The organism is Bradyrhizobium sp. T-1 (assembly GCF_053592855.1).
In genome coordinates this window covers 2,360,565-2,385,136 of sequence record NZ_CM132115.1, presented here as the reverse complement: position 1 = coordinate 2,385,136, position 24,572 = coordinate 2,360,565, and the positions used below count along the sequence as shown (strand labels likewise).

Annotated in this window: 25 protein-coding genes; 5 read left to right on the top strand and 20 right to left on the bottom strand. The window is 64.2% G+C overall.

Annotated features, from left to right (window positions below; genetic code table 11):
* Window positions 1–5: 5 nt before the first annotated feature.
* From ACWAT4_RS11455 to ACWAT4_RS11435, 5 genes are all read right to left on the bottom strand, one after another.
* A complete protein-coding gene (locus ACWAT4_RS11455; protein ID WP_449730557.1) occupies window positions 6–710 on the bottom strand; it encodes an ABC transporter ATP-binding protein in 705 nt (234 codons plus the stop codon).
* Window positions 710–1,480, bottom strand: coding sequence for an ABC transporter ATP-binding protein (locus tag ACWAT4_RS11450; protein ID WP_212298803.1), 771 nt, complete (start codon window positions 1,478–1,480; stop codon window positions 710–712). The genes ACWAT4_RS11455 and ACWAT4_RS11450 overlap by 1 nt, the downstream gene beginning before the upstream one ends.
* A gap of 16 nt (window positions 1,481–1,496) precedes the next feature.
* Window positions 1,497–2,819 (bottom strand): ABC transporter substrate-binding protein, encoded by a 1,323-nt coding sequence (locus ACWAT4_RS11445; protein WP_212298804.1) that lies wholly within the window; start codon window positions 2,817–2,819, stop codon window positions 1,497–1,499.
* A gap of 91 nt (window positions 2,820–2,910) precedes the next feature.
* Window positions 2,911–3,615 (bottom strand): NUDIX hydrolase, encoded by a 705-nt coding sequence (locus ACWAT4_RS11440; protein ID WP_212298805.1) that lies wholly within the window; start codon window positions 3,613–3,615, stop codon window positions 2,911–2,913.
* A 29-nt stretch (window positions 3,616–3,644) separates the two neighbouring features.
* The gene (locus ACWAT4_RS11435) at window positions 3,645–4,670 is read right to left on the bottom strand and encodes an ABC transporter substrate-binding protein (protein ID WP_212298806.1); all 1,026 of its coding nucleotides are present in this window, start codon (window positions 4,668–4,670) and stop codon (window positions 3,645–3,647) included.
* 139 nt (window positions 4,671–4,809) lie between these two features.
* On the opposite strand from ACWAT4_RS11435, the gene ACWAT4_RS11430 reads away from it, so the two are divergent.
* Entirely contained in the window at window positions 4,810–5,259 is a 450-nt protein-coding gene (locus ACWAT4_RS11430) for a cupin domain-containing protein (RefSeq protein ID WP_212298807.1), read from the top strand.
* A gap of 44 nt (window positions 5,260–5,303) precedes the next feature.
* Here ACWAT4_RS11430 and ACWAT4_RS11425 read toward each other — a convergent pair whose 3' ends face one another.
* Window positions 5,304–6,089, bottom strand: coding sequence for an ABC transporter permease (locus ACWAT4_RS11425; RefSeq protein ID WP_212298808.1), 786 nt, complete (start codon window positions 6,087–6,089; stop codon window positions 5,304–5,306).
* Window positions 6,089–6,907, bottom strand: coding sequence for an ABC transporter ATP-binding protein (locus ACWAT4_RS11420; RefSeq protein WP_449730556.1), 819 nt, complete (start codon window positions 6,905–6,907; stop codon window positions 6,089–6,091). The genes ACWAT4_RS11425 and ACWAT4_RS11420 overlap by 1 nt, the downstream gene beginning before the upstream one ends.
* A 135-nt stretch (window positions 6,908–7,042) precedes the next feature.
* Here ACWAT4_RS11420 and ACWAT4_RS11415 point away from each other — a divergent pair, with 135 nt between their 5' ends.
* Together ACWAT4_RS11415 and ACWAT4_RS11410 are read left to right on the top strand one after the other, a co-directional pair.
* On the top strand, window positions 7,043–7,825 hold the full coding sequence (locus ACWAT4_RS11415) for an ATP-binding cassette domain-containing protein (RefSeq protein ID WP_212298810.1): 783 nt from the start codon (window positions 7,043–7,045) through the stop codon (window positions 7,823–7,825).
* Window positions 7,822–9,381 (top strand): glycine betaine ABC transporter substrate-binding protein, encoded by a 1,560-nt coding sequence (locus tag ACWAT4_RS11410; RefSeq protein WP_449730555.1) that lies wholly within the window; start codon window positions 7,822–7,824, stop codon window positions 9,379–9,381. Before ACWAT4_RS11415 ends, ACWAT4_RS11410 begins: the two co-directional genes overlap by 4 nt.
* Window positions 9,382–9,411: 30 nt before the next feature.
* Here ACWAT4_RS11410 and ACWAT4_RS11405 read toward each other — a convergent pair whose 3' ends face one another.
* The 3 genes from ACWAT4_RS11405 to ACWAT4_RS11395 form a co-directional block, all read right to left on the bottom strand.
* Window positions 9,412–9,789 carry a rhodanese-like domain-containing protein gene (locus ACWAT4_RS11405; protein WP_212444679.1) on the bottom strand — a complete coding sequence of 126 codons (378 nt, stop codon included), beginning with the start codon at window positions 9,787–9,789 and terminating at the stop codon, window positions 9,412–9,414.
* Window positions 9,790–9,925: 136 nt separating this feature from the next.
* Entirely contained in the window at window positions 9,926–11,638 is a 1,713-nt protein-coding gene (locus tag ACWAT4_RS11400; RefSeq protein ID WP_449731195.1) for a sulfatase-like hydrolase/transferase, read from the bottom strand.
* Window positions 11,639–11,835: 197 nt separating this feature from the next.
* Entirely contained in the window at window positions 11,836–12,405 is a 570-nt protein-coding gene (locus ACWAT4_RS11395; protein ID WP_449730554.1) for a TetR/AcrR family transcriptional regulator, read from the bottom strand.
* Between the two features lie 190 nt (window positions 12,406–12,595).
* Here ACWAT4_RS11395 and ACWAT4_RS11390 point away from each other — a divergent pair, with 190 nt between their 5' ends.
* Entirely contained in the window at window positions 12,596–13,216 is a 621-nt protein-coding gene (locus ACWAT4_RS11390; RefSeq protein WP_449730553.1) for a hypothetical protein, read from the top strand.
* A gap of 7 nt (window positions 13,217–13,223) precedes the next feature.
* On the opposite strand, the gene ACWAT4_RS11385 is transcribed toward ACWAT4_RS11390, so the two are convergent.
* From ACWAT4_RS11385 to miaA, 8 genes are all read right to left on the bottom strand, one after another.
* Window positions 13,224–14,075 carry an SDR family oxidoreductase gene (locus ACWAT4_RS11385; RefSeq protein ID WP_449731194.1) on the bottom strand — a complete coding sequence of 284 codons (852 nt, stop codon included), beginning with the start codon at window positions 14,073–14,075 and terminating at the stop codon, window positions 13,224–13,226.
* A gap of 514 nt (window positions 14,076–14,589) precedes the next feature.
* Complete coding sequence (ilvC, locus tag ACWAT4_RS11380; protein ID WP_092228371.1) at window positions 14,590–15,609, bottom strand: ketol-acid reductoisomerase; 1,020 nt, start codon at window positions 15,607–15,609, stop codon at window positions 14,590–14,592.
* 133 nt (window positions 15,610–15,742) lie between these two features.
* Complete coding sequence (locus ACWAT4_RS11375; protein ID WP_212298816.1) at window positions 15,743–16,345, bottom strand: LysE family translocator; 603 nt, start codon at window positions 16,343–16,345, stop codon at window positions 15,743–15,745.
* 7 nt (window positions 16,346–16,352) lie between these two features.
* Window positions 16,353–17,243 carry an EamA family transporter gene (locus ACWAT4_RS11370; RefSeq protein WP_449730552.1) on the bottom strand — a complete coding sequence of 297 codons (891 nt, stop codon included), beginning with the start codon at window positions 17,241–17,243 and terminating at the stop codon, window positions 16,353–16,355.
* A gap of 48 nt (window positions 17,244–17,291) precedes the next feature.
* The gene (locus tag ACWAT4_RS11365) at window positions 17,292–17,987 is read right to left on the bottom strand and encodes a class I SAM-dependent methyltransferase (protein ID WP_212298818.1); all 696 of its coding nucleotides are present in this window, start codon (window positions 17,985–17,987) and stop codon (window positions 17,292–17,294) included.
* 3 nt (window positions 17,988–17,990) lie between these two features.
* Complete coding sequence (gene ilvN / locus ACWAT4_RS11360) at window positions 17,991–18,533, bottom strand: acetolactate synthase small subunit (RefSeq protein ID WP_212425418.1); 543 nt, start codon at window positions 18,531–18,533, stop codon at window positions 17,991–17,993.
* 60 nt (window positions 18,534–18,593) lie between these two features.
* Window positions 18,594–20,369: an acetolactate synthase 3 large subunit gene (locus ACWAT4_RS11355; RefSeq protein WP_212425417.1), complete on the bottom strand. Its 1,776-nt coding sequence runs from the start codon at window positions 20,367–20,369 to the stop codon at window positions 18,594–18,596.
* A 397-nt stretch (window positions 20,370–20,766) separates the two neighbouring features.
* Complete coding sequence (gene miaA / locus ACWAT4_RS11350; RefSeq protein ID WP_449730551.1) at window positions 20,767–21,681, bottom strand: tRNA (adenosine(37)-N6)-dimethylallyltransferase MiaA; 915 nt, start codon at window positions 21,679–21,681, stop codon at window positions 20,767–20,769.
* 11 nt (window positions 21,682–21,692) lie between these two features.
* On the opposite strand from miaA, the gene serB reads away from it, so the two are divergent.
* A complete protein-coding gene (serB, locus tag ACWAT4_RS11345; protein ID WP_212298822.1) occupies window positions 21,693–22,598 on the top strand; it encodes a phosphoserine phosphatase SerB in 906 nt (301 codons plus the stop codon).
* Window positions 22,599–22,714: 116 nt separating this feature from the next.
* Here serB and ACWAT4_RS11340 read toward each other — a convergent pair whose 3' ends face one another.
* Window positions 22,715–24,220: a Do family serine endopeptidase gene (locus ACWAT4_RS11340; protein WP_449730550.1), complete on the bottom strand. Its 1,506-nt coding sequence runs from the start codon at window positions 24,218–24,220 to the stop codon at window positions 22,715–22,717.
* 143 nt (window positions 24,221–24,363) lie between these two features.
* Complete coding sequence (locus ACWAT4_RS11335; RefSeq protein ID WP_157331196.1) at window positions 24,364–24,570, bottom strand: DUF2065 domain-containing protein; 207 nt, start codon at window positions 24,568–24,570, stop codon at window positions 24,364–24,366.
* Window positions 24,571–24,572: the final 2 nt, after the last annotated feature.

Below are 24,572 nucleotides of genomic sequence, written 5' to 3'. Positions count from 1 at the left end.
GCCCCTCACACCCCGAGATACGCTTCCTTGACCGTGTCGCTCGCCAGCATCTCGGCCGAGGTGCCGGAGGCGCGGATGGTGCCGGCCTCGATCAGGTAGGCCCGGTCGACCACGCGCAGCACCTGCTGCACGTTCTGCTCGACGATCAGCACCGTCAGCCCGCGGCTGCGGATCCGCTTCACCAGCTCGAACACCTGCTGCACCACGACCGGCGCCAGTCCGGCCGAGGGCTCGTCGAGCAGCAGAAGCTTTGGATTCGACATCAATGCGCGGCCGATCGCGCACATCTGCTGCTCGCCGCCGGACATGGTGCCGGCCATCTGGTGGCGGCGCTCCTTCAGGCGCGGAAACAGGTCGAACACGACCTCCAGCCGTTCGGCATAGTGGGCACGCGCCTCCTTCATGAAAGCGCCCATCTTGAGATTGTCGTCGACCGAGAGCTGCGGAAACAGCCGCCGGTTCTCCGGCACATGCGCAATCCCGAGGCTGACGATCTTGTGCGCTGGCGTCGTCAGGACGTCGACGCCCTCCATGGCTATTGAGCCGTGCGCGGGACGGATCAGACCGGAGATGACGCGCATCAGCGTGGTCTTACCGGCGCCGTTCGGTCCGATGACGCCGACGGCCTCACCGGCCTTGACGTCGAGATTGACCTCGAACAGCGCCTGGAAGGTGCCATAGCCGGCGTTGACCGATCTGAGCTCCAACATCATTGGCCTCCCGCGCGGCGGCGTGCTTCGGCGGCCGCAGCCTGCGTGGTCTCGGCATCGGTGCCGAGATAAACCTCGATCACGCGCGGATCGCCGGCCACCGCACTCGGCAAACCTTCCGAGATCTTCTCGCCATGGTCGAGCACCATGACGCGGTCGACGACGCGCATCAGGACGCCCATGATGTGCTCGACCCAGATGATGGTGATGCCGAGCTCGTCGCGGATATTGCGCAGCATGTCGGCCGCCTGGTCCATCTCGGACTCGTCGAGACCGCCGAGGCTTTCATCAGCAAGAAGAAGCTTGGGCGCGGTCGCGAGCGCTTTTGCCAGCTCGAGCTTCTTCAAGCCGGCCGCGCCGAGGCCATCGACACTGGCGTGGCGATCGGTCGGGAGGCCGACCATTGCGAGCGCACGTTCGGCCGCCTCCTCCGCCTTGACGCGACTATGACGGCCCTGGCCGTAGAAGCCCGCAAGCGCGACGTTCTCGAAAATGGTGAGGCGGCGGAACGGCCGCGGAATCTGGAAGGTGCGGCCGATGCCGCGGTTGATGATCCGGTGCGGCGCAAGGCCTGCGATCTCCGAGCCATCGAACAGGATCGATCCCGAGCTTGGCGCCAGCGTGCCGGAGAGCATGTTGAAGATCGTGCTCTTACCCGAGCCGTTGGGACCGATCAGGCCGAGGATCTCGCCCCGATCGACCTTGAAGGACACGTTGTTGACGGCGGTGAAGCCGCCGAACCGCTTCACCAGCCCGCTGACCTCCAGCACCGCCCCGCTCCCGTCGCTACTGGTTGCTGTAGGTGGTGCCCTTCGGCAGCGGCAGCACCGCTTCGCGCTGCGCCTGGCTCTTGGGCCACACCACCGAGGATTTGTCGTCGATGTACTGGATCACGACCGGGAACGAGCGTTCATTCTGCCCCGCCATCGGCGTGCCCTCGCCGTAGAACTTGACGCCGAAGCCGAGCATGGTGCCCCCCTCGGGGATGTCGGTGTCGAGCGCCGCCTTGCGCAACGCCTCGGGATCGACGCCGCCATACTTCTTTATCGCACGCGGCAGGACGTCATCCATGAAGACGTAGGTGTTGGACGCGCCGATACCGACATGGGCGGAGCGGATGGCGACGCCGGGCCTGATCCTGTCGAACTCCTCGCCGACCATTTTGATGACAGGCGCGAGCTTCGGATTCATGGTCTTCTGGTTGGCGAGCCAGATCGAGATCGGATCCGTGTTGAAGATGTAGTTCGCGTCGGCGCCCATCCCTTCCTTCAATTTCTCATAGACGCCGTAGCCGGCGCCATGACCGACGAGAGCCGCAAACTTCAGGCCCTGCTCGCGGGCCTGGCGCAGCAGCAGCGTGATATCAGGGTTGTAGCCGGTGTGGAAAATCACATCGGGCTTGGCCCGCTTCAGCTTGGTCACCAGCGCGGAGAGATCCGGTGCGGTGGCCGAATAGCCTTCCTTCAGCACGATGTTGAAGCCGGCCTTCCTCGCGCCGGCCTCATTGCCCTTGGAGACGTCGACGCCATAGGCGCCGTCCTCGTGGATGATGGCGACACGGAGATCCTTCGGCTCCTTGCCCAGCTTCTCTTTCGCGTTCTGCGCGATGAAATCCATCGTCATCGCGCCGAACTGGTCGCCGCTCGCCTGCGGACGGAACACGTATTTGTAGTTCTTGTCGGCAAACACGGCGGACGAGATACAGGTCGTCATCCACATGAACTTCTTGAGCTGTTCGACGCGGGCTGCGACCGGCACACATTGCGCCGAGGAGAAGAAGCCGAGCACCATGTCGACCTTCTCCTGCTCGAGCAGGCGAACGGATTCGTTGATGGCGATGTCGGGCTTACTCTGCGCATCGGCATAAACCGCCTCGACCTTGTAGCCTTCGACGCCGGTCTTGCTGAAATGATCGAGGATGATCTTGGTGCCGAGATATTCGAGCTCGGAGCCGCCGCCCGCGAGCGGGCCGGTCAGGTCGAAAATGACGCCGATCTTGATCTTCTTGTCTTGGGCTTTGTCTTGGGCTTGGACCGAAACGGTCGAGCCCATCGCTGCAGTCGCGATCAACAGCCCACGTACCAATCGGGCAGCCATGCGCAGGCGCATCTAAACCTCCCTGGACGATTGTGCATTGCAGTTTTTTGTTTTGCTTTCGCCCATCACATGGGCTGGACCGCGCGATGTCAAGTCTCGCGCGTCAGCGCGAGGCGAACTGCTGCGCGATGAAGGCCGTGACAAATCGCGGCATAGTCGGCGTGAGATCATCCATTCCGCGCACGAGATGGATCGCCGAAAGCTCCGGCTCGTCCTGGCGAGCCAGATTGGCTTCGATCCGCGCGCGAGCCGCCTCACCGGGCATATCCAGGTTGAGGATCTGGATCATCGCAAGTGCGCTACCGGTGACGACGCAGTGCCAATCCGCCTCCGCGGAATAATCGACCGGCAGCAGGCCGGTCTCCTCCTCGAGCTCGCGGACAACACTGCCGGGAATGTCGAGCGCGCCGTCCCTGACATCGTCGAGGTCGGGCGTCCCCGACGCGAAGTAGATGCGTCCGGCATTGGCGGTGTGATGCGCCATCTCGCCCATCACGAAGGCGCCATCGGAGGTACGGAGCGCGCCCATGCCGAACCCATTGAACACGGCCGGATCGGGAAAGCCCCAGTCGCGCCAGGCCAGGAAGCTCGCGAAATCCGTCTCGAAATAAGTCGCAGCGAGATGACCGTCGGTGAAGACGGCATCGCGACCGAGCAGCACCCGGCCGTTCCAGATTTTCGGCCGCGCGCGCTGTTGCTCGGCGAAATGCGCCTCGATCGCCGTGCGTCGCTCCTCGGCGAACGGCCAAACGACGGGGCGCACGGCAAGGTCTAGCGTCGTAACGCGATGAATGGTCAGTGACGTCATGACGCCTGATTACCAAGTCTTCGCGTCAGTTATTTGGCGCTCCCCGTGGTCTTCTTGGCTTGGTCGACAAACTTGTTGGTAAAAGTCTTGCTGACGTCGATCTTGGCGTTCGCCACCTCGGGCGAGCCGATGCTGAACACGGCGAGCACGGCGTCGGCGCCCTTCGGATCCATCTTGCCGGTCTCGGAGAACATCGGGATCGTGTTCTTCAGCGCAGCGAGATAGAGATCCTTGTTCTTGCCCACCATCTCATCTGGCATCTTGGCCATGATATCCTCGGGTGAATGCGAATGGATCCAGGCGATCGTGGCCAGCATTGCGTTGGTCAACGCCTGCGTTTCCTTCTCGTGTCCATTGATCCAGGCCACGGTCGAGTACAGCGCGCCACCCGGATATTCGCCGCCGAAGGTCTCGAGTGTGTCCTTCTGCGTACGGGTGTCGCTGAGGATGCGCAAATCCTTGTGGCTGCCCTGAAGCACGGTGACGGAGGGGTCGAGCATCACCGCGGCGTCGATCTGCCCCTGCTCCATCGCGGCCACCGCCGTGGCCCCGAGGCCGACGCCGATCACGGCGGTGCCGGCCGGATCGAGCCCGTTCTTCTTCAGGAGATACTTCAGGAAGAAGTCGGTGGACGAGCCGGGCGCGCTGACGCCGACCTTCTTGCCGGCGAGGTCCTTGATCGACTTGATGTCGCCCGTATGCGAGGGGGCGACCACCAGCACGAGGCCGGGATAGCGGTCATAGACCACGAAAGCCTGCAGCTCCTGCTTCTTGGCGGCCAGGTTGACGCAATGGTCGAAATAGCCGGAAACCACGTCGGCGCTGCCGCCCAGCACGGCCTTGAGCGCATCCGAGCCGCCCTTGAGGTCGACTAGGTCGACATTGAGGCCGGCCTTCTCGTACTCGCCGAGCTGCTTGGCCAGCACTGTCGGCAAATAGCACAGGCAGGAGCCGCCGCCGATCGCGATCGTGACCTTGCTTTGCGCTGCGGCAAGCGAGGTGGTCAGCGTCAGCGCGAGCAGCGCGCCCGCGAGCCTGGCAATCGTCTTCTTCATTGGTTTCCTCCGTTCGGCTGGCGGCACCATAGAGCAGCGGGACTGGCTTGAGAAGCACCGCTTAAGTGGCACTGGCCATTGGTCTTTCGGCGCAATAGCATGCCCACACGAAAATAATCGTCGACGGGGAGGATCATCCATGAACCGCCTTGCTGCCGGGCTGTCGATCACCGCCGCTTTTGTCGCCGGATGTGGCGCGACCTACCTGCTCGGACCGGCGCTGGCCGCCGAAAACATCACCGCGCAGATCATCCATACCGGCGAAATGGAAGGCGACGCGCTCGGCCCCGCCAACCAGGTCGGCTACCGCTCCAAGACTTTCATGACTGCCGACGGCTCGACCGTGTCGATCCAGGTCGGCAATGTGCCGAAGCACCTGCATGCCAACACCAACGAGATCCAATACATCCTGGATGGCACCGGAACGATCTGGCTCGGCGACAAGGAAATAACGGTGAAGCCGGGCGACCTCGTCATCATTCCGAAGGGCACGCCGCATGGCGGCACCAAGCCGATCAGCGGCCAGATCAAGGCGATCGCGATCAAGACCCCGCCGCAGGCGCCCGACGACGTCAAGCTGCTGGATTGAGCATTGTGATCGGGGCTCGCGCAGATGCGCGGGCCCTTTTGCCGCTAGCCACGACCGTCCACCGTTGGCCGCCAGACCAGGAGACGCCGCTCGACCAGGGTGACACCAAAATCGATCAGGATGACGAAAGCCGACAGCACGAACATGCCGGCGAACACGCCGGCGACGTCGAACACGCCTTCAGCCTGCTGGATGAGATAGCCGAGCCCCGCTGCCGATCCCAGATATTCGCCGACGACGGCGCCGACCACGGCGAAGCCGACCGACGTGTGCAGCGAGGAGAACATCCACGACAGTGCCGACGGCCAATAGACGTGTCGCATCAGCTGCCGCTCGCTCATGCCGAGCATACGCCCATTGTCGAGCACGGTGCGGCTGACCTCCTTGACGCCCTGATAGACGTTGAAGAACACGATGAAGAACACCAGCGTCACGCCGAGCGCGACCTTGGACCAGATGCCGAGCCCCAGCCACAGCGCGAAGATCGGCGCCAGCACGACGCGCGGCAATGCGTTGGCCATCTTTACATAGGGGTCGAAGACCGCGGCAACCAGCGGCTGCCGCGCAAACCAGAAGCCGACCAGCACACCGCCAACCGAGCCGATCACGAAGGCGAGGATCGATTCCCAGAGCGTGATTGCCAGATGCTTCCAGATCACGCCGGAGGCGAACCACTTCACGATCTGGCTGAATACGTCGACGGGATTCGAGAAGAAGAACGGCGGCAGCAGGACTTTGCCGAATACCGGGACGCTCGAAAAGAACTGCCACAGCGCGATGCAGACGACCGCGACCAGGACTTGCAACGCGAGCAGCGTGACACGCGACATCAGACCGCCTCCGCCGCTTGGGTGGATTGCGCGTAGCCCTTCATCACCTCGTCCTTGAGCACGCTCCAGATCTCGCGATGCAGCGCATGGAACTCCTTGTCCAGCCGTACCTCGAAAATGTCGCGCGGGCGGGCGAGCTGCACCCGCCAGTCGCCAATGATGCGCGAGGACGGCCCTGCCGACATGATCACGACGCGATCGGCGAGCGCGATGGCCTCTTCGAGATCGTGGGTGACGAACAGCACGGCCTTGCGGTCGGCGTTCCAGAGGTCGAGCAGCAGGTTGCCCATCACCTGGCGCGTCTGCGCATCGAGCGGCCCGAACGGCTCGTCCATCAGGAGGATTTTGGGGTCGCGGATCAAGACCTGCGCCAACGCCACGCGCTTGCGCTGGCCGCCGGAGAGCATGTGCGGATAACGGCCCGCAAAGGCGCCGAGGCCGACGGAGGTGAGCCATTTCTGCGCCTGCGGCAGCGCCTCTGCGCGCGGCGTGCCCTTGGTCTCGAGCCCGATCGCGACATTGTCGAGCGCGGTCTTCCAGGGGAACAGTGCATCGGCCTGGAACAGGTAGCCGGCGTCCCGGTTCAACCCCGCCAGCGCCCGGTCGAATATCTTGACGCTCCCGGCGGCCGGCTTGAGCAGCCCGGCGGCGGCGTTGAGCAGCGTGGATTTTCCGCAGCCGGTCGGGCCGACGATGGCGACGAACTCGCCCTGCGCGACCGAAAGATGGGCCTTCTCCACCGCCGTATAGACCCGCCCGTCCCCGAGCCGGAACGCAACCTTGGCATCTTCCAGCGCCACTGCCGTGGGCGTTGTCATGTGTTCCCTCCGAACTTGGCTTGATGCCTTAGCCGCTCGCGCGGCCAAGTTCAATCAACCGGCCAAGCGTGCTACGCATGGGGTCTCGACCACCTCCCCTCCCTCTTGAGGGCAAGCGAGCTGAGTGCACGTCCGATGCCTTCCAGGCCGATGATTGGCTATGCGCACGTCACCAAGAGCTTCGGCCCCCTCAGGGCCGTCGACGACGTCTCGCTCGATATCGCCGAAGGCGAGTTTCTGGCCATCGTCGGCGGATCGGGTTCGGGCAAGACGACGCTGCTGCGGCTCGCCAACCGGCTGATCGAGGCCGATGGCGGCACCATCACGGTCGAGGGCGAGGATGTGCGAAACGTCGATCCGGTCGCGCTGCGGCGCCGCATCGGCTACGTCTTCCAGAGCGGCGGGCTGTTTCCGCATTTGAGCGTCGCCGACAATATCGGGATCACGCCAAGGCTGCTCGGCGCGCCTCCGGCCGAGATCACCGCGCGTGTCGACGAGCTGATCGAGCTGGTGCAGCTCGACCGGATCTTGCATCGCGACCGGCTACCCGAGGCGCTCTCCGGCGGCCAGCGCCAGCGCGTCGGCGTGGCGCGGGCGCTCGCAGCCAAGCCCCGCATCCTGCTGATGGACGAACCGTTCGGCGCGCTCGATCCCCTCACCCGCGATGCGCTCGGCGAGGATTTCCGCGAGCTGCACCGCAAGCTTGGCCTGACCACCGTGATGATCACGCACGACATGACGGAAGCGATTTTGCTTGCCGATCGCATCGCGGTGATGCGCAGCGGACAAGTGCTGGCGCAGGGCACGCCGGCGGAGCTCTCGGAGAGCAGCGATGCCTATGTGCTGGAGCTGTTGCGGACGCCGCGACGCCAGGTTGAACGACTGAATTTGCTGCTGCCGCAGGGCGGTGCGGCATGAGCCTCTTCAATGATCCGCGCTGGGGCGAGGCGCTGTCGCATCTGCCTGACTATCTCGGCAATCATGTCCGGGTGAGCCTCGCCGCGCTCGCGCTTGGCCTCGCTGTCAGCCTGCCGCTCGCAATCGCGACGCGCAACCGCCCGGCGCCGCGCGCCATCCTGCTGGCGCTCGCCAGCATCGTGCAGACCGTGCCGGGGCTGGCGCTGCTCGCGCTGTTCTACCCGCTGCTGCTGCTCGCAGCGTCCGTGTCGCTTGCCTGGTTCGGCATCTCTTTCTCCGCATTCGGCTTCCTGCCGGCGATGCTCGCGCTGGCGCTGTATTCGATGCTGCCGGTGTTGCGCAACGGCATCACCGGGCTGAACGGCATCGATCCGGCGCTGATCGAAGCCGCCAAGGGCGTCGGCATGACGGCACGGCAGTCGCTCCTCATGGTCGAGCTCCCGCTGGCGCTGCCGGTGATGATGGCCGGCATCCGAACCGCCGCGGTGTGGGTGATCGGCACCGCGACGCTATCGACGCCGATCGGACAAACCAGCCTCGGCAATTACATCTTCGCGGGCCTTCAGACCCAGAACTGGGTGTTCGTGCTGTTCGGCTGCTTTGCGTCAGCCCTGCTCGCGCTCGCCGTCGATCAGCTGCTCGGCCTGATCGAGCGCGGGCTGCGCCAGCGCGACCGCCTTCGCGCCGGGGTCGGTGCGATCGGGATTGCGGCGCTGGTTGCAGCGACACTGGTGCCGACGATGGGGCGCTCGTCGTCCGGCTACGTGGTCGGCGCGAAAACCTTTGCCGAGCAATATGTGCTCTCGGCCCTGCTTCGAGACCGCCTCCAGGCGGCCAGCCTTTCGGCCACAGCACGATCGGGCCTCGGCTCGAGCGTGATCTTCGGGGCACTGAAGGCCGGCGACATCGACCTCTATGTGGACTATTCCGGCACGCTCTGGGCCAACCAGCTGCATCGCACCGACATCAAACCGCGCGCGGAGCTGGTGGCGGAGTTGAAGACGGCACTCGCCAAGGACAACATCACCCTGCTCGGCGAGCTCGGCTTCGAGAATGCCTATGCGCTGGTGATGCCCAAGAAGCGCGCCGACGCGCTCGGCATCCGCACCATCGCCGATCTCGCCGCACACGCACCGTCGATGTCGATTGCCGGCGACTACGAATTCTTCTCCCGGCCGGAATGGGCGGCGCTGCAGAAAGCCTATGGTCTTCAGTTCAAGGCACAGCGCCAGATGCAGCCGGACTTCATGTATGCGGCAGCCGCCAGCGGCGAGGTCGACGTGATCGCAGGCTACACCAGCGACGGGCTGATCGCGAAATACGACCTGGTGGCGCTCGACGATCCCAAGCAGGCGATCCCGCCCTATGATGCCATTCTGCTGCTGGCACCGAAGCGCGCCGGCGATGAGAAATTGCAGGCGGCGCTCAAGCCGCTGCTCGGCAAGATCGACATCGCCACCATGCGCGAAGCAAACCTCCGGGCCAGTAGCAATGATGCGAATTCATCGCCCGATGTGGTAGCGAAATGGCTGTGGGAGAAGGTGGGGCGGCGCTAGGGTATGCCTCCCGCGTCGCCGCCCTTTTTGCTACGCCTTCTCGGTCGCCCCTCCGGCATCAACCCAGTCCTTGAAGCCGCCGACGTTGTAGACGTGGCCATAGCCCATGTCATGAAGCAGCTTGCCGGCGAGCGCGGACCGGCCGCCGGAGGCACAATAAAGGATCACGGTCTTGTCCCTGGCGAGGGCCTTGTCGTGATAGGGCGAGTCCGGATCGGCCCGAAACTCCAGCATGCCGCGGGAGATATTCAGTGCGCCCGGGATCTTGCCGCTCTTCTCGATCTCCGGCGCATCGCGCACGTCGAGCACGAGCGCGCCCTTCCCGATCATCTCCTTCGCCTGGGCCGGCGAGATCTTCGGCACGGCCGCGTTGGCGGCCTCGAGCATCTGTTTTACGGAAATTGGCAATGATTCCTCCTGTGGTTCGCGGTTGATCGAGCGCCCCGTTAGCCGGCATCGTCCTTGATCGCGTCCCTCGTTCGGACGAGGACGCCGGGCCAAAATATCGACGGATGCGGTGGCGAATGAATGGCCGCGATCGAAACTACAGCCCGCGGATCATCCCGGCATTGATCAATAGCCGGTTCAGGCGCTGCGCTTCCGCGCCGTCCTTGCAGCCGTAGAAGATGCCCTTGCAGCGGAGCATGATCTCCTTCTGCTCGGCAAAGGACGGATCGAGCGGAATGCCGGCCGCCTCCTGGATCACCAGCGGCAGATACGGACCGTCGATCGTGTCCATCACGGCATCGCTCTTCACCGGCTCGAAATTGACGGCGTCGATGGCGTAATAGGTCGCGTAGAGGCGCGGATCGTAGGCATCGAGCTTCTTGCCGATTGCGCCTTCGTCAAGCCCGGGCTCGAGGATGTTCGGCGCGAACTCGGGCTGGTGATCGCCATAGCGCACGATCAGGAAGGGCTGGCCTGGAAAACTCTTCTTCAAGCCTGCGAGGAAGCCCTTGTATTGCTCGGCACTCATCGCCTGGCGGCGCAGATATTCGTCGATGGACGGCACGTTGCCCGGCGCGCGCCAGTTCGGCATCAGATCGGGGCGGAAGCGGGTCTCCCAGGGGAAATGGTTGGCACCGAGATAGATGAAGGTGAACAGCGGCTTGTTCGGCGTCCGCTCGCCCATCAGCCGCAGTGCCTTGTCGTAGAAGAAGCTGTCGGGTTCGACATCCTTGGCGCCGAGATCATGAGAGTCGAGGAAGCGTTCGATACCAGTCGTCAGCTGGAAGCTGCGCGCACCCATGAAGCCGCCATAGGCGGGATAGAGCGACATCGTATCATAGCCGCAGCGGCGCAACGCCAACGGCAGGCCGCGCTCGACCCGACCCGATGCAATGCGCGTCACGAAATAGGCAAAGCGGCCGAACGAGCGCGAGGAGAGACCGGCAAGCACGTTGTATTCGGTGAACCAGCTCGGCCCGCCATTGCTCTCGGCCAGGAAAGTGCGCTCCCTGCCGTCCCAGGACTTGAAGTGGCTGCCATAGCCCGGCGGCACCTTGATGCCCTGTGCGGCGCGGATGTCGAAGCTCGATTCATCATGGATCATGATGATGTTCGGCCGACGGCCGGCAGGATGACAGGCATCTACCAGCGGTATGTTGAGCCGCTCGTCGGTCGAGGCGGCCGACTCCATGAAGCCGTACTGCACGAAATCGGAGACGGCCGAGACGCCGGAGCGGAAGAATTTCGAGAGATAGCCGTCGTCGTAGTAGCCGCGCCAGGCCTCGTCCGGATGATAGGCGGAATAGAACACCAGGGCGGCGAGGCAGGCGAGCTTGCAGGCCAGCGCCGGCAGGCGGCGGATGCGGAATGGATCGAGCCACCACAGCGCGTACATCAGCGGCAGCGTGACGAGGCCGGCGGCGATCACCGACCAGCGCAGGTTCGGAAAGATCGTGAACAGGAACGCGACCGTGTCGCGGTCGATCATCATCAAGTCGATGAAGTTGACCGTCATCTGCACGACGTCGTGCTTGAGCCGCGACAGCAGCACCAGCACCACGACCATGGTCAGCGACAGCGCGCCCGACAGCGCAGGCCGGCGCAACAGCGTGATCCAGAAGAAGTTGAGGATGCCCCACGCCAGCAAGAAGGAGAGCCGCGAGCCGAAATCGGTCTCGGTCTCGTACATCAGCGCCAGCGCAGCGCAATGCGGCGCGGCCACAGCGAGCAGCCGCCAGATGCCGAGCGCGGCAACGCTCGCCAGAACGGCGGTGGTGGCGGAAGAACCGGGATTGGGCGCGGACGCCATCGAGGACACGCTGAACACGGTCCGGCGCGGTGATGCCAAGCCGTCTGGTCGGCCTCAAGACGGCCAGGGCGTCCGGCGCAGCCGGCTGCACCGTGTCATAAAACTGTAATGGAACAGTCACGCGCAAGCAACGCGATCCGCCGTCCGACCTTCGCTTAATGTTAGCGGGCAGCGAAGGACCGCAGCTCGGCAATGGCTTAGAACCTCGCGATCCCGGCGATGAACAGATCGATCACTCCCTCGGCCGTGCGCTCGATTTCGCCCTCCTCCACACCCCAGCGCGGGAAATGGCCATCGAGGTTCATCCGGGCGAAACCGTAGACCAAAGCGCGGCCAGCGATCTGGATGCGCTTCAGGTCCGTCGACCGCAGCAGGCCCTGCGTGGCCGCGTCAGCCAGCATCCGCTCGGTCAGCGCGATCACCTCGGCATTGTCGCGGGTCACCTCGGTCGAGCCGCCATGGGCGAAATAGCGCCCCGTTGAGATGATCTCGAAATGCGCGGGGTTGCACATCGCCCAGCGCAAATAGGCGAGGCCGAAGGCGCGGAAGCGGCCGAGCGGATCGGTGGCCGGTGCATCGCCCAGCGCCACCTCGATCTCGGCGCGAAAGCGCCGCTGCGCCTCCTCGGCCACCGCGGCCATCAAGGCGTCACGGCTGGGAAAGTGCCGGAATGGCGCCCCCGGCGACACCGCGGCCCGGCGCGCAGCCTCACGCACGGACACCTCGGCACCCTCGGCCGCCAGTTGCAACGCAGCATCGATCAGCACGCGACGGAGGTCGCCGTGATGATAGGGCCGGACCTCGGATCTCTCGCGTCGGACGCGCGGCTTGGACGGCTGACGGACAGGCATTGGCGCCTTCTAGCATCACCCGAACGTGAATGTAAGCAGCGATTACAATGTTGACGATAGCGTCACGCGAAATGTAATCGATGATTACATAGAGGAGGAGACTATCATGTCGCAACGTCAAAGCTGGTTCGAAGGCTGGCGGCTGCTCGCCGCCCTTGCGCTGAGCCTGATCGCCTTAAGCCTCTGGATCGCCTCGATGCGGCAGTTCGAAGTCGAGGGCGTGCGCATGGTGATCCGCTTCACGGCGCGCAGCTCGCTGCTGCTGTTCTGCCTCGCCTTCAGTGCTGCAGCGCTCGCGCGGCTCTGGCCCAACGCCTGGACGCGCTGGCAGCGCCGCAACCGCCGCTATCTGGGCTTGAGCTTTGCCGTCTCCCACGCCATTCATGCGGCCGCGATCGTCGCATTCGCCAGGATGGACCCGGCCGGCTTTATGCAGGCGACCTCGCCGGCCTCCTACATCTTCGGCGGCATCGGCTATGCTGCGATTATCGCCATGAGCGCGACCTCGTTCGACCGCACCGCTGCGCTGGTTGGGCCGCGAGCCTGGCGCACGCTGCACCTCGTGGGCGGCTATTACCTCTGGTTCCAGTTCATGGTGTCGTTTGGCAAGCGGGTGCCGGCGATGCCGCTCTATGCCGCCTTCCTCATCCCCCTCCTCGCCGTCATGATGCTGCGCATGATCGCGATGGCCGCTCGTCCACACCAACGGATTGCCGAAGCGAGCTGAACCTTCATCAGCCCTGCGGCAGAAACCCGAGACGCTTGGCGATGATGCGGTCCAATGTCCGCTTCGGCAGCACGGCGGCGATCAGATGGCGCAGAGGGTCCGGCGCGATCTGGTAGCGCACTTTGGGGCTTGCCGCAGTCAGCGCCTCGAACACGATCTCGGCGATCCGCTCGGCGGGCAGTCCGTTGGCGCCGAGCTCCATCATGAAGGCCATGACCTTATTAAGCGCCGGCAGATAGGGCGAGTTCTTGTAGACCGAGAGATCGGTCTGCTCGGCCTTGCTCCAGATCGGGGTCTTCACCGCACCGGGCGCGACGATGATGACGTCGATGCCGAACAGCATCAGCTCGCGGCGCAGGCTCTCCGACAGGCCCTCGATCGCATGCTTGGCGGTGCAGTAAGGCGCCGACAGCGGATTGCCGTTCTTGCCCGCGACCGAACTGATCATCACGATCCGGCCCTTCGGCCCCTTCAGCGACGGGTCAGCGCCGAGCAGCGGCCCGAACGCCTGCGTCGCGATGACCGGGCCGATGACGTTGATGTCCATCTGGCGGCGGAAATCATCGGCCGACAGTTCGAGGACGGGACCGGCGACGGCGACACCGGCGTTGTTGACGAGCCCCGCCAGGGTTTCACCGCCCAGGGCTTCGCGCACCTGCCGTGCGCCGGCCTGCACGGCAGCCTCGTCGGTGACGTCGAACAGCAGCGGCGTGAAGTTCGTCCCGAACTCACCTTGGAGCCGATCAGCATCGGCCTGCTTGCGGACGCTGCCAAAGACGCGATAGCCGCGCTCGATCAGAAATTTCGCGATGGCCCAGCCGATGCCGGTAGACGCGCCGGTGACGACGACAGATCGCATGGTCATTTCCCCCTTCAGTGCCCCGGCGATCATGTAGGAGGAAGCTGCGCCAGCGCAATGCCGTCAGATTCTCAAGCCGTGCACGGGAGATCTCTTTCGAGGTCCGCTAGGCCGCAAGAATCTGAAACAGGTGTCGGTTCTTAAGATGAACCGGCGCGCGAACGTCGCGAAATGCGATCGACTGCGCCTTGAAGGCGCGGATGAAGAGTCGAATCCTAGACTCTGAGGACACAGCGCTTTTGGCGATCGCAACTTCTGATAAAGTTCGAAAAAATGACGCTAGCCCAAGAATGTGGTTTAAGCGTCAATTCTTGGCTCTGTGAGAGCACATCAACTCGCGAAGAATTTGAATGAAGCTGCAACGCTTCGCGCGAGACGGAAAGAGCGAGACCGCTGTTTGCGATCTCGCTCGGATATAATCGCGAAGATTTAAGATTTGGTTTGGCGCGTGAAGCTTCTGCTCCACCCGTCATTCCGGGTTGCGCTTGGCGCCCCCGGAATGACGGCGTAGCCGTCAGTTCTTCGACTTGTCGACCAGCGCGCCCTTCTTGATCCAGGGCATCATGTCGCGGAGTTTCGCGCCGACTTCCTCGATCGGGTGCGCGGCGAGCTTGGCGCGGGTCGCCTTGAACGAGGTCTGGTTGACCTTGTTCTCGAGCATCCAATCGCGGGCGAACTTGCCGCCCTGGATGTCGGCGAGAACGCGCTTCATCTCGGCCTTGGTCTCGGCGGTGACGATGCGCGGTCCGGTGACGTACTCGCCGTACTCCGCGGTGTTGGAGATCGAGTAGTTCATGTTGGCGATGCCGCCTTCATAGATCAGGTCGACGATCAGCTTCACTTCGTGCAGGCACTCGAAATAGGCCATCTCCGGGGCGTAGCCGGCTTCGACCAGGGTCTCGTAGCCGGCCTTGATCAGCTCGACCAGGCCGCCGCAGAGCACGACCTGCTCGCCGAACAGATCGGTCTCGCACTCTTCCTTGAAGGTGGTCTCGATGATGCCGGCGCGGCCACCGCCAACGGCGGAGGCGTAGGACAGGCCGAGATCATGGGCGTTGCCCGAGACGTCCTTGGCGATCGCGATCAGGCAGGGCACGCCGCCGCCGCGCTGATACTCCGAGCGCACGGTGTGGCCGGGGCCCTTCGGCGCGATCATCAGCACGTCGAGATCGGCGCGCGGATCGAGCAGGTTGAAATGGACGTTGAGGCCGTGCGCGAACACGAGGGCAGCGCCCTTCTTCATGTTGTCGTGCAGGTGGTCGCGGTAAATGTCGCCCTGGAGCTCGTCCGGGGTCAGCATCATGACGAGATCGGCCCATTTGGCGGCTTCGGCGACTTCCATCACCTTGAAGCCGGCAGCTTCCGCCTTCTTGACCGAGCTCGAGTCCTTGCGCAGCGCAATCGCCACTTCCTTGACGCCGGAGTCCTTCAGGTTGAGCGCATGGGCGTGGCCCTGGCTGCCATAGCCGACGATGGCGACCTTCTTCCCCTTGATCAGGTTCAGGTCGGCGTCGCGATCGTAATAAACACGCATAGTCGTTTCCTCATTGAGGGCCGGAAATCGGCCGATGGTCAGTGTCCGAAGGGTGGAATTTGCGGATTTCGGGGGCTGTCTAGAGCATTTTCAGCCCTTAGGGAAACCCGTTTCTGCATGGAAATCCGCGACATCATGCATCCATGAAAACGGGGTAGAGGGAGGCGAGCAGCAGGAGCGCCATCAGGATGTTGAAGGCGCGGACCAGCCGCTCAGAGGTCAGCACCGGCCGTAGTGCAGTGCCGAAGAAGGCCCAGACCACGGTTGAGACCGTGCCGACCAGCAGGCTGATCAGGGTCTGGATGGCGATGTTGATCGGGAACTGGGCGATCGCCGCATAGGCCGTGATGGTGCCGATCACGATCACCCAGCCTTTGGCGTTGATCCACTGGAACATGGCAGCACCCCAGAAGGTCATCGGGCCGCGGCCGTCCGCTTCGCCCGGCTTGGCCGGGCCGGACAGGGCAATCACGGCGGCGAGGTAAATCAAGTAAACCGCGCCGGCATATTTCAGGATGATCTGGAGGATCGGATAGGCCAGGAACACGGTGCCGAGCCCGAGGCCAACGGTGGCGACCATGAAGGCAAAGCCGAGGACGATGCCGACGATGTGCGGAATGGTGCGGCGGAAGCCGTAGGTCAGGCCGGAGGACAACAGCATGATGTTGTTCGGCCCCGGCGTGAAATACATCACCACCATGAAGGCGAGGAAAGCATAGAAGAGCGAGTGGGCCATGTTCACCTCACGCGCTCTTCACAAGCGATTCTTTGGGTAACGCCCTGGGCCGCTTCGCAAGCACCATCACCGCGATGCCGCCGACGACGGTCAGCATGCCAGCGAGGCGCAGCGGCCCGAACCGTTCGCCGAACACGATGCTGGAGGCCGCCGAGCCGACGAACGGCACCAGCAACGCGAACGGCACCACTTGCGCGGCGGGATAATCACGCAGCAGCCGCCCCCAGAGCCAGTAGGCGATGCTGGTCGAGATCGCGCCGATTGTCAGCAGGCAGATGAGGCCCATCAGCGACATATGGATCAGCGACTGGAAGGTCGGCCCCGGCCCGTTGACGGCGACCGCGAGCGCGAACAGCGGGACCGCTGCAGTGAGGCACAACCATGCGAACAGGTCGAACATCGGCGCGCCGCGGGCGCCGTGCAGCAGAAGATTGCCGACGGCAAAGCAGATCGGGGCAATCATCAGCACCGCGAAAGCGCCGACGCTGAAATCGTAACCGACGGTGCCGCAGATCATGAGAAGGCCGGCCGCGGCGATGACGATGCCCAGTGTCTGTACCGGCGTCGGACGCTCGCCGAAGGCAATCGCGGCAAAACCGATCGTGAACAGCGCCTGGCTCTGCACGACGACGGAGGTCAGCCCCACCGGCACGCCATGCGCGATGCCGTAGGCCTGGCTCAGGAACTGCCCGAGAAACAGCGTGAAGCTGATCGCGATCAGCAGCGACCAGGCGACCTTCGGCTTGGGAATGAACAGGCACGGCACCGCTGCGATGGAAAAACGCATCGCCGTCATCAGCTCTGGCGAGAACTCGTCGAGCGCGATCCGGCTTGCCACGAAGGCAAGCCCCCAGATGATCGCCACCATGAGGGCGATGAGGATGTCGGCCGGCTTCATTGTTGTTTCCGGTTCTGCCCTGTCGTGCAGCCCTGCTTGTTGTTCTGTCTAGCCTTGCTCGCCGGCTTTCGGTTTGCGGAGGAGATACGTACCGTGCATCGGTGCGTGATAGTCGGCCGAGACCAGCGTGAAGCCGACATCGGTCAGCATCCGCTCCATCACCCAGCCGAAGGTGGAATATTCGTCGCGCATATGCGTCACCACGCTCTCGCGCGAGAAATCGTGGTTCTTGATCTGGCAGTCGGCCCATTGCTCGACGTCGCGCTCGATGGCGTCGGGCATCGAGGCATAGACGATGTCGCGCAGGTAGAAGCTCGCGCCGGGCTTGAGCGCACGAAAGATTCGCGACATCGCCACCGCCTTCCAGAAATCCGGCAGATGGTGCAGCGTGAATTCGCTGACAATGAGGTCGTAGGATTCCGGCCTGTAAGCGAAGCTGAGCAGGCCCGCCGACTGGGTCCGCACCGGCGCCTTGCGGTCGCGGGCATAGATCTCCGCGAGCGCCAGCATCGCCGGCGAGATGTCGATGGCGTCGACCTCGGCGCCCATCAGCGCGGCTTCGGTCGCCAGCACGCCGTTGCCGCAACCGATATCGGCGATACGCCAGCCGCGCTGCACTCCCAGCATTTTCAATGCGGCGCGCGCCCGCAGATCGGCATCGTCGTGGGCGTCGTAGATCGACGCCACGGCGGGCTCGATGCCCATCCGGTTCCGCTCGTTATAGTACCAGTCGCGCGCCAGCATGGTTCACATCCCTTCAGGCCCGCGACCGATCGCGGCAACACCGGTGCGCGACACCTCGACAAGGCCGATCGGGCGCATCAGGTCGATAAACTGGTTGATCTTGTCCGTATTGCCTGTGATCTCGAACACGAAGCTCTCGGTGGTGGCGTCGATGACGCGGGCGCGGAACGCATCCGCCAGCCGCAGCGCCTCGACGCGGTGTTCGCCCTGCCCGCGCACCTTCACCATGGCAAGCTCACGTTCGATCGAGCGCTTGGTCTGAGTCATGTCGACGACCTGGTAGACCGGGATCATGCGATCGAGCTGGTGCTTGATCTGCTGGATCACCATTGGCGTGCCCGTGGTGACGATGGTGATGCGCGAGAGATGCTTCTGCGCTTCAGTCTCCGAAACCGTGAGACTCTCGATGTTGTAGCCGCGGCCCGAAAACAGGCCGATGACGCGGGCGAGCACGCCCGGCTCGTTCTGCACGAGCACCGCAAGCGTGTGCGTCTCGTTCGGATCGTGACGGTCTTCGATGAAATAGGCGGATGCCGGCTGGTTCATTGTCGTCCCCTCAACTGTCTCTCGTCATGCCCGCGCAGGCGCGGATTGTGGCTGCCGTGCTCACACCAGCGCCTTGCCGCCGGCGAACGCCTTCGCGGTCGCCTCGTCGTTGGCCTGCTCGGGCAGCAGCATCTCGTTATGCGCCTTGCCGGAGGGGATCATCGGGAAGCAGTTTTCCAGCGCCGCAACGCGGCAGTCGAACAGCACCGGACGCTTGACCGAGATCATCTCCTGAATTGCGCCATCGAGATCGGACGGCTTGTGCACCTGCAGGCCGACGCCGCCATAAGCCTCCGCGAGCTTGACGAAGTCCGGCAGTGCCTCCGAATAGGAATGCGACAGGCGGTTGCCGTGGAGCAGCTGCTGCCACTGCCGCACCATGCCCATGTACTGGTTGTTCAGGATGAAGATCTTGATCGGCAGCTCGTATTGAACCGCGGTCGACATCTCCTGGATCGTCATCTGCACCGAAGCGTCGCCCGCGATGTCGATGACGAGGCTGTCCGGGTGCGCCACCTGCACGCCGACCGCGGCCGGCAGGCCGTAGCCCATGGTGCCGAGACCACCCGAGGTCATCCAGCGATGCGGCTCCTCGAAGCCATAGAACTGCGCCGCCCACATCTGGTGCTGGCCGACCTCCGTCGTGATGTAGGTGTCGCGGCCGCGCGTCGCCTCGAACAGGCTCTGGATCGCGTGCTGCGGCAGAATGACGTCGTTGCTCTTCTTGTAATAGAGCGAGTTGCGCGCGCGCCACTGCGCGATCTGCTGCCACCAGGTCTTGATGTCGGGCTTCTTCGCCTCGGCCTTGAACACCTGGAGGATGTCGCCGAGGATATTGCCGCAATCGCCGATGATCGGCACGTCGACGCGGATGTTCTTGTTGATCGAGGACGGGTCGATGTCGATATGGATCTTCTTCGAGTGCGGCGAGAACGCATCGACGCGGCCGGTGATGCGGTCGTCGAAGCGCGCGCCGACGCACAGCATGACGTCGCAATCATGCATCGTCATGTTGGCCTCGTAGGTGCCGTGCATGCCGAGCATGCCCAGCCAGTTCTTGCCCGACGCCGGATACGCACCGAGCCCCATCAGCGTCGAGGTGATCGGAAATCCGGTGACCTCGACCAGTTCGCGCAGCAGCTTGGTGGCTTCGGGGCCGGAATTGATCACGCCGCCGCCGCTGTAGATCACGGGACGCTTGGCACCCGCGAGCAGCGACACCGCCTTGCGGATCTGCGTCGCATCGCCCTTCACGCGCGGCGCGTAGGAGCGGTGCACGTCGGATTTGCGCGGCGGATGATAGGTGCCGGTGGCGAACTGCACGTCCTTGGGAACGTCGACCAGCACCGGCCCCGGACGGCCCGTGGTCGCAACGTAGAACGCCTCATGCAGCACCTTGGCGAGATCGTTGACGTCGCGCACCAGCCAGTTGTGCTTGGTGCAGGGGCGCGTGATGCCGACGGTGTCGCATTCCTGGAACGCATCGTTGCCGATCAGATGCGTCGGCACCTGGCCGGAGATGCAGACCAGCGGGATCGAGTCCATCAGCGCGTCGGTCAGCGGCGTCACCATGTTGGTGGCACCGGGGCCGGAGGTCACCAGCGCAACGCCGGGCTTGCCGGTCGAGCGGGCATAGCCTTCCGCGGCATGGCCCGCGCCCTGCTCGTGGCGGACCAGGATGTGCTGGACCTGGCTCTGCTGGAAGATCTCGTCGTAGATCGGAAGCACCGCGCCGCCGGGATAGCCGAAAATGTCGGTCACGCCGTGGTCGATGAGCGCGCGGACGATCATCGCGGCGCCGGTCATCTGGTTCGGATCGTGGCTCTTGTCGCTCATTGGCTTGCTCCGGATGCGCTGTTGTCAGCGGCTTCGTTCGTGTCGGTTTCGGGAAATAAAAAAGGCCCCGAAGAGGGACCCTGCACACCGCCTGTCATGTGGATGGCAGCTAGCCACCCCCGGCGGTGTGCCTGGGTACGACGGCGATAAGGAGTTTGGTAATAATGTTGCGCATGGCAGACGCTCGGCTTCCCAAAGGTTGCGCGAAACATAACGACCAAAGCCTCGATGTCAAGGCAAAGCGGCCGCTTCCGCGCGATTTTGCTAGTGTAGCGGTGTTCCCGGGGTTCGGCGAGAGGTAAAATCGGGAACCCGCGCACAAAAGCGCGTCAGTCCCCTCTCGTCATTTCGGGGCGAAGCGAAAGCATCGAGCCCGGAATGACGACAGAGAGGCCTCTCATCCCGCGAGCCATTCCCTCGCCTCCTCCGGCTTCACCCATTCGAACTCCGGCAATTGGTGCCTGAACCAGGTGAATTGCCGTTTGGCGTAGTGGCGGGTGTCGGCCCGGCCGATCGTGGCGGCTTCCTCGAGGCTGAGCTCACCGCGCAAATGCCGGGTCAGGGCCGGCACGCCATGGGCCTTCATGGCCGGCAGCAGCGGGTCGAGGCCGCGGGCGGCGAGCTGCGCGACCTCGGTCAGGGCGCCGGCACCCAGCATGGCCTCGAAGCGGGCGTCGATGCGGGCATAAAGCTCGTCACGCCCGGGCGCGAGGAACACCGCGCGAAAACTGTCCCTGGGCAGCAGCGGCGGCTGGCCCTCTTGGTGCCAGTCGAGCAACGATCGTCCGGTCGCCTCGATCACTTCGAGCGCGCGCGCGATCCGCGTGCGGTCGCGCAGGTTCAATCGTTCGGCCGCGCGCGGATCGCGCCGCGCAAGTTCCGCATGCAGGGCCTCGACGCCATTCCGCTCCAGTCGCGCGCGCACGTCCTCGCGCACCTCGGCGGGGATCGGGGGCACGACCGAGAGGCCCGCCGTCAGCGCCTTGAAATACAGCCCGGTCCCGCCGACGAAGATCGGCAGGCGGCCCTCGGCCTTCGCCTCTTCCAGCGACTTCGCGGCATCGATCACCCAGGCGCCGGCCGAGAAATTTACGGCCGCATCGACATGGCCATAGAGGCGGTGCGGAACGCGCGCCTCCTCATCCTGCGTGGGACGCGCGGTGATGGTGCGGAGGTCGCAATAGACCTGCATGGAATCGGCATTGATGACGATTCCGCCCGCACTCAGGGCAAGCTCCAGCGCCAGCGCCGACTTGCCGCTGGCGGTCGGGCCTGCGATAAGCACGGCCTTGCTCGAATGCCTCTCGCTCACGAAAACCTCAAATGTCCCTCGTTGCCACGCTGATCTGCAACCCCAATAATCCTGCGCTCGACTCGACCATCGTCGACGGCGCCCGCGCCGTGCTGCCTCAGGCAGCCCCCGCGCACTGGCTATTCGACGGGGTTGCAGTCGACATCCCCTTCGGCGCCAACAGTAACCTCGAAGGCGACCGTCACGCCATCGAACAGCGGCTGCGCGAGCTCCGCGGCGATTTGCCGATCGATATCGTGGTGCAGCCTGCCGGCTTCCGGCGCAAGAAGCTTTTTCTCGCCGACATGGATTCCACCATGATCGGCCAGGAATGCATCGACGAGCTTGCCGATCTCGTCGGGATGAAAGCCCACGTGGCCGCCATCACCGAGCGCGCGATGCGTGGCGAGATCGAGTTCGAGCCGGCGCTGCGCGAGCGTGTCGCGCTGCTGAAGGACCTTCCCGCCAGCGTCGTCGACGAAGTCCTGGCCAAGCGCATTACGCTGAGCCCGGGCGGCCGCGAGCTGGTCGCGACCATGCGCAAGCACGGCGCCTATACCTGCCTCGTCTCCGGCGGTTTCACGCTGTTCACGCGCGCGGTCGCCGCCAAGATCGGCTTCCAGGAGAACCGCGCCAACGAGCTCGTCGTGCGCGACGGCAAGTTCACCGGTGAGGTGAAGGAGCCGATCCTCGGCCGCGCGGCCAAGCTCGCGACGCTGGTGGATTTGATGGAATCGTTCGATCTCGACGACGTCGACTCGGTTGTCGTCGGCGACGGCGCGAATGATCTGGCGATGATCCAGGCAGCGGGGCTGGGTGTCGCGTATCACGCAAAGCCGGCGGTCGCCGCAGCAGCGGCTGCACGGATCGACCATGGCGATCTCACCGCGCTGCTGTATGCGCAGGGCTATCGGCGGGACGAGTTCGTGGAGGCGTAGCCGCCAGTCGTTCCGGGATGGTGCGTAAGCACCAGACCCGGAACCTAGAGATTCTCAGGTGCGCAATTGCGCACCATAGTTCGATGCTATGCATCGCCCCGGAATGACCGAATGTCTTACTGCACGCTCAGCGCCACGAAGCGCAGCTCGCCGTCGCCGTTTGACACCAGCAGCAGCGCGGACTTCTTGCCGTCCTTCTTGAGCTGGTCGATCCGCTTCTGGATGTCGGCGCCGCTGGAGACCGCTTCCTGCGCGACTTCGACGATGACGTCGCCGGCAGAGAGGCGCTTCTCGGCAGCGTCCGAATTGGCGTCGACATTGGTGACCACCACGCCCTTGACGCTGTCCTTGATCTTGTAGCGCGTGCGCAGATCCTTGTTCAGCACGGCGAGATCGAGGCCGAGCGCCTTCTGCGTCACCAGCTTCTCCGGCGGTGGCTCGTCGGTCTTCACCGCGGCCTGAACCTTTTCGGGATCCTGCAGGCGGCCGAGCGTGACCTTCTTGGTCTGCTCCTCGCCCTTGCGGATGATGACGACGTCGACCTCCTTGCCGACGGCCGTGTCGGCGACGACGCGGGACAGGTCCTTCGGGTCCTTGACGTCCTTGCCGTCGAACTTGACGACGACGTCGCCCGGCTCGATGCCGGCGGGCTTGGCCGGACCCTTGTCGTCGACGCCGGCGACCAGCGCGCCGCGCGCCGGCTTGATGTTGAGGCTCTCGGCGATCTCGTCGGTGACGCTCTGGATGCGCACGCCGAGCCAGCCGCGGCGCAATTCGCCGAACTGGCGGAGCTGGTCGACGACGCCCGCGACCGTCTTCGACGGCACCGCGAAGCCGATGCCGATCGAGCCGCCGGAGGGCGAGATGATCAGCGTGTTGACGCCGATGACGTCGCCTTCGAGGTTGAACAGCGGGCCGCCGGAATTGCCGCGATTGATGGCTGCATCGGTCTGGATGTAGCTGTCATAGGGTCCCGAGGAGATGTCGCGGTTCTTGGCCGAGACGATGCCCGCGGTCACGGTGCCGCCGAGGCTGAAGGGGTTGCCGATCGCAACCACCCAGTCGCCCAGGCGCAGCTTGTCGGAGTCGCCGAACTTCACCGAGACGAGCGGCTTCGGCGGCTTGAACTTCAGGACGGCGAGGTCCGTCTTCTTGTCGACGCCGACCAGCTCGGCCTTGATCTTGGTGCCGTCGTTGAGAATGACGTTGATCTCGTCGGCATCGGCGATGACGTGGTTGTTGGTCACCACGACGCCGGAGGTGTCGATGATGAAGCCGCTTCCAAGCGAGTTGGTCTTGCGCGGCTGGTTGTTTTCGCCGCCCTTGCTGCCACCACCGGGGCCTTTGCGGTTCTTGAAGAAGTCGTCGAAGAATTCCTCGAAGGGCGAGCCGGGCGGCAGTTGCGGCATGGTGTTGCTGCCGCCGCCCTTGGCCTCAACCGTCTGCGAGGTCGAGATGTTGACGACCGCGTCGATCACCTTCTCGGCGACGTCGGCGATGCCCTCCGGTCCGCGCGCATAGGTTGGCGGGCTGAACGCGCTGAAAGCGCCGATGGCGAGCGCGGCCAGCCCAAGTCGCGCATGTTGGCGCAAGCGGGTCGGGACAATGGTGGCAGCGGTCATTGTGATCTCCAGAGAAAAAGATTCGGCGCCAAGACTGCGCTCGAACGGGGGCACGGCGCAAGCACGGCGCTTAACGGGCCTCAAGATCCGGATAATACGGCGAAAACCTGCCGCTCGCCTTCACTTTGGCGTTGATGCGTCGTTCAGACGGGCCGGCGCATCACCCAGATCAGGATCAGGCCGGCCACCGCCGAACCAATCCCGACCGCCCGCAGGATATTGTCCGGCGTGGCGATAGCGCTCTTCATGGCCTTGCGCATCCAGGCGGGACTTGCCGCGAACATCAAGCCTTCCAGCACGAACAGGATGCCTAGGCCGATGAGGAAGTCGGCGAACGCAATGGACCTCATCG